This window comes from Mycolicibacterium arseniciresistens (assembly GCF_030519285.1).
In the GTDB taxonomy this organism is placed as follows: Bacteria; Actinomycetota; Actinomycetes; order Mycobacteriales; family Mycobacteriaceae; genus Mycobacterium; species Mycobacterium arseniciresistens.
This window is the reverse complement of sequence record NZ_JAUMSQ010000320.1, coordinates 1-4481: the sequence shown is the minus strand read 5'-3', so window position 1 is coordinate 4481 and position 4481 is coordinate 1. Positions and strand designations below refer to the sequence as shown.

Genomic DNA, 4481 nt, shown 5'->3' with positions numbered 1-4481 from the left:
GCGCACCCGGCGCGGCCGACGGTCTGCGCGCCGTGCTGCGCGACCTGCCGCCGGTGCGCGGGGTGGTTCACGCGGCGGGCGTGGAAGCCGGTGCGCTGCTGGCCAACACCACTGCCGAGGACTTCGCGGCGGCCATGCACCCGAAGGTGCACGGCACCCTCGCCCTGCACGAGGTGTTCCCGCCCGCAACGCTGGACTGGATGGTGCTGTTCTCGTCGTGCGGCTACCTGGCCGGCTTCCCGGGTCAGGGCGCGTATGCCTGCGCGAACTCGTTCCTCGACGTGATGGCGCGGCATCGCCGCGGTCTGGGTGACCGCACCACGAGCGTGGCGTGGACGGCCTGGCGCGGCCTCGGCATGGGCTCGGCGTCGGAGTTCGTCGCGGCACAGCTCGACGCGCTGGGCATGGGCACCGTCGGCGCCGACGACGCGATGCGCGCGCTCGACCTGGCGATGCGTGACGACAGCCCGAATGTCGTTGTGCTGCCTGTGCTCCCGAGTGCCTCCGCGGTGCCGATGCTGGCCGACGTGGCGCCGTCGGACGACGCGGTCGACGACGGCCCTCCGGCGCAGGAGATGACCTCGGGCGAGACGGACCCCGCGGTGCTGGGGCAACGGGTGCTGGCCGCGGTCGCCGCGCAGCTGGGCCTGACCGAGGCCGATGTGAACCCCGACCTGCCGCTGGTCGAGCTCGGCGTCGATTCGATCATGACCGTGCGGCTGCGGCGCCAGCTGGAGAAGCAGACCGGGCTGGTGCTGCCGCCGACGCTGCTGTGGGAGCACCCGACGGCCGCGGCCGTCACGGCCAGGCTCGTCGAGATGCTCACCCCCGGCGAGAAGGTCGACGTCTAGCGATTTCTGCGCGGAAACGTTCGCCCAGCGATCGTGAGCGCGCCGAAATCACCCTTGGATCGCGGCGATGACCTTCTTCTTGTCCACCTTGCCGACCGGTGTGGCGGGCAGCGAAGGCATCGCGACGAGCGTGTCGGGCCTGGCGTGCGCCGAGGCGCCGCGCTCGTCGAGGAAGGCGTTGAGCTCGGCCAGTGTCACCGGGGCGCCGCTGAAGACCACTGCGGCGCAGATCTTCTCGCCGAGGTACTCGTCGGGCAGGGCGACGGCCGCCGCCGCGTAGATGGCCGGGTGGGCGAGCAGGTGGTCCTCGAGGTCGGTGGCCGACACCGTCTCGCCGCCGCGGTGGATGACGTCCTTGATGCGGCCGGTCACCTCGATGTTGCCCGCGAGCGGACCGTCGGCGAACAGGCGCACCCGGTCGCCGCTGCGGTAGAAGCCGTCCGGGCTGAAGGAGCGCGCGTTGGCCTCCTCGGCGCGGTAGTAGCCGTTGATCGTGTACGGCCCGCGCACCAGCAGTTCGCCCTCCTCACCGGGCGCGACCTCGACGCCGTTGTCGTCGACCACCCGCAGTTCGTCGTGCGGTGACATCGGCCTGCCCTGGGTGTGGGTCACCACGTCGACGGGATCACCGGGCCGGGTGAACTGCAGCATGCCCTCGGCCATCCCGAAGATCTGCTGCAGGCCGTCGGTCAGGCCGTCGTAGATGAAGCGGGCCTCCTCCGGCGACAGCCGCGACCCACCGACCTGCACGAGGCGCAGTGACGTCGGCAGCACCGGTTCCCACTCGCAGGCCTGGGCCCACAGCTTGGCCAGCGCATTGACCAGACCGGTGACGGTGACCTGATGCCGGTCGATCAGAGCGAAGGCCGATTCCGGGCTCGGGTCGGCGGTGAACACCGTGGTCGCGCCGACCGTCATCGCGCCGAGCAGTCCCGGGCAGCCGAGCGGGAAGTTGTGGCCGGCGGGCAACGCCACGAGATAGACGTCCTCGGAGGTCATCTGGCACTCGCGGGCCATGCCCACCGCGTTGTAGACGTAGTCGTCGTGGGTCCGCGCGATCAGCTTGGGCAGCCCGGTGGTGCCGCCCGAGACCAGCAGCAGCGCGGGTGCGTCCGGATCGAACGGCGCCGAAGGTGCTGCGGCGCCGTCGAATCCGGTCAGTGTCGACCAGGGTGTGAACGGTCCGGCATCACCGTCGACCACGATGTGGCGCAGCGCCGGGTGCTGGTCCCGCAGTCCGGCCGCGAGCTCGCGGTAGTCGAAGCCCTTGACCTGATCGGCGATGACGAGCCCGACGGCGCCGCTGACGGAGGCGAAGTGACCCATCTCGGCCGCCCGGTGCCCCGGCAGGCACATCACCGGCACGGCGCCGGCCCGCAGCACCCCGAACAGTGCGACGGCGAACTGGCAGGAGTTGGGGAGTTGCACCAGGATCCGGTCGCCGGGGGCGATGCCCAGTGCGCTCAGCCCTGCGGCCACCCGGTCGGCGACCGCGTCGAGTTCGGCGAAGGTGTAGCCGCGGTCGGCGTCGACGACGCCGAGCTTGTCCGGCCAGGCCGCGGCCGCATCCCCGAGGATGGAGTCGAGTGGGCGCCCCGTCCACAGCCCGGCCTGCCGGTAGTGCTGCGCGCGCTCGGCCGGGAACGGTACGAAGCCCTGCCGGAGTTCATCGGTCGGGGCGTCGTCGCCGGTGCGGGTGTCACGCGAAAAACCCGTGCTCATAGGTGGAATCCGCCCCTCGGGGTAGGTGTGTTCGGTGCACCGAATATAGGGTAGCCTGCTGCGAGTTAGGGCAGCCTGTACTAAATCTCATAGCCACCTGGGAGGCATCACGTGGGTGACGCCGCGACGAGTTCCGCGACCGTTCGCGACGAAGTCGCCGAGCTCCTCGGCATCAGCCCGGACAGCCTCGACCCGCAGGCGGACCTGATCGCCTCCGGTCTGGACTCGATCCGGATGATGTCGCTGTCGGGCCGCTGGCGCAAACAGGGCATCGACGTCGGATTCGCCGCGCTGGCAGCCGATCCCACGGTGCAGGCCTGGTCGGAGCTGGTGGCTCGCTTCCGCCCGCAGGACCGGCCGCAGCAGCCGGCACCGGCGGTCAAGCCCGTCGATCCCGACGAGCCGTTCCCGCTCGCCCCGATCCAGCACGCGATGTGGGTGGGCCGCAACGACGACCAGGTGCTCGGTGGTGTCGCGGGCCACCTCTACGTCGAGTTCGACGGGGCCGGAGTGGATCCCGGCCGTCTGCAGGACGCGGCGAGCAGGCTGGCCCGTCGTCATCCCATGTTGCGCGTCGAGATCCTGCCCGACGGAACCCAGCGCATCAGCAACCGCGACCTCCCGGTCACCGTCCATGACCTACGCGAGCTCGCCGTCGAGGCGGCCGAGGCCAGGCTGGAGGAGATCCGCGACGCGAAGTCCCACCAGCTGCTGTTCGGCGAGGTGCTCGAGATCGGCCTGTCGCTGCTGCCCGGCGGGCGCACCCGATTGCACGTCGACATGGACATGCAGGCCGCCGATGCGGTGAGCTACCGCAACTTCATGGCCGACCTCGCCTCGTTCTACCTCGGCCGCGACCTGCCCGAGCTGCAGTACACCTACCGCGAGTACCGGGCCGCGCTGACGGCGGCGGCGCCCGGGCCCACCGACGAGGACCGTGACTGGTGGGCCGAGCGCATCCCCGATCTGCCAGAACCGCCGACGCTGCCGCTGGTGCCGCGCGCCGAGCAGCGCAACCCGCGGCGCAGCATCCGCAAGTGGCGCACCCTCGACGTCGCGACCCGCGACGCGTTGTTCGCCGCCGCCCACCGGCGCGGTGTCACGCCGGCGATGGCGGTCGGCGCCTCCTACGCCGGGGCGCTGGCGCGGTGGTCGGTCAACCAGCGGTTCCTGCTCAACCTGCCGATGTTCGGCCGTGAGCCGTTCCACCCAGACGTCGACAAGCTGGTCGGCGACTTCACCTCGTCGCTGATGCTCGACCTCGACCTGTCCGACGCAGGCACGCCCGCCGCGCGCGCCCGGGTGGTGCAGGAGGCGCTGCACCGCGCCGCCGCGCACTCCAGCTATTCGGGGCTGTCGGTGATCCGCGACCTGACCCGCCACCGCGGCACCCAGACGCTGGTGCCGTTCGTCTACACCAGCGCACTGGGCCTGGGCGACCTGTTCGCCGGCGACGTCACCGACCAGTTCGGCAGCCCGGTGTGGACGATCTCGCAGGGCCCGCAGGTCTACATCGACGCGCAGGCCACGCCGGTGGCCGAGGGCCTGATGATCAACTGGGACGTCCGGGCCGACGCGTTCCGGCCCGGCGTCGTCGACGCGATGTTCGATTACCACCTCGACGAGCTGTGCCGGCTCGCCACCGACGACGCGGCCTGGGAGGCCGCCGATCCGCCGGCCGTCACCGCAGAGCAGCATGCCGTGCGCGCCGCGGCCAACGCCGTCACGGCGCCGGTGAGCGGAGACGCCCTGCACGACGGCTTCTTCCGTACCGCCGCGGCCACCCCGGACGCGCCCGCGGTGTTCAGCGGCGACGCCGACCTCACCTACGCGCAGCTGCGCGAGCAGGTGCTGGCGGTCACCGCGACCCTGCGCGAGCACGGCGTGGGCGCGGGCGACGTGGTGGCC

The 4481-nt window shown here is 71.7% G+C and carries 3 protein-coding genes; 2 read left to right on the top strand and 1 reads right to left on the bottom strand.

Features of this window, described 5'->3' with window-relative positions; translation table 11 throughout:
• On the top strand, positions 1–851 hold an 851-nt coding region (locus Q2100_RS27075; protein ID WP_302916541.1), incomplete at its 5' end, for a beta-ketoacyl reductase.
• A 48-nt stretch (positions 852–899) separates the two neighbouring features.
• On the opposite strand, the gene Q2100_RS27070 is transcribed toward Q2100_RS27075, so the two are convergent.
• Positions 900–2573, bottom strand: a complete 1674-nt coding sequence (locus Q2100_RS27070) for a (2,3-dihydroxybenzoyl)adenylate synthase (protein ID WP_302916540.1) — start codon at positions 2571–2573, stop codon at positions 900–902.
• Between the two features lie 111 nt (positions 2574–2684).
• Between Q2100_RS27070 and Q2100_RS27065 the strand changes: the two genes are divergently transcribed.
• Positions 2685–4481: condensation domain-containing protein (locus tag Q2100_RS27065; RefSeq protein WP_302916539.1), on the top strand; the 1797-nt coding region annotated here is incomplete at its 3' end.

What these genes read in the sequence shown, in the direction of transcription:
- Q2100_RS27070 (WP_302916540.1), bottom strand. Translation starts at nt 2,573, where the DNA reads ATGAGCACGGGTTTTTCGCGTGACACCCGCACCGGCGACGACGCCCCG.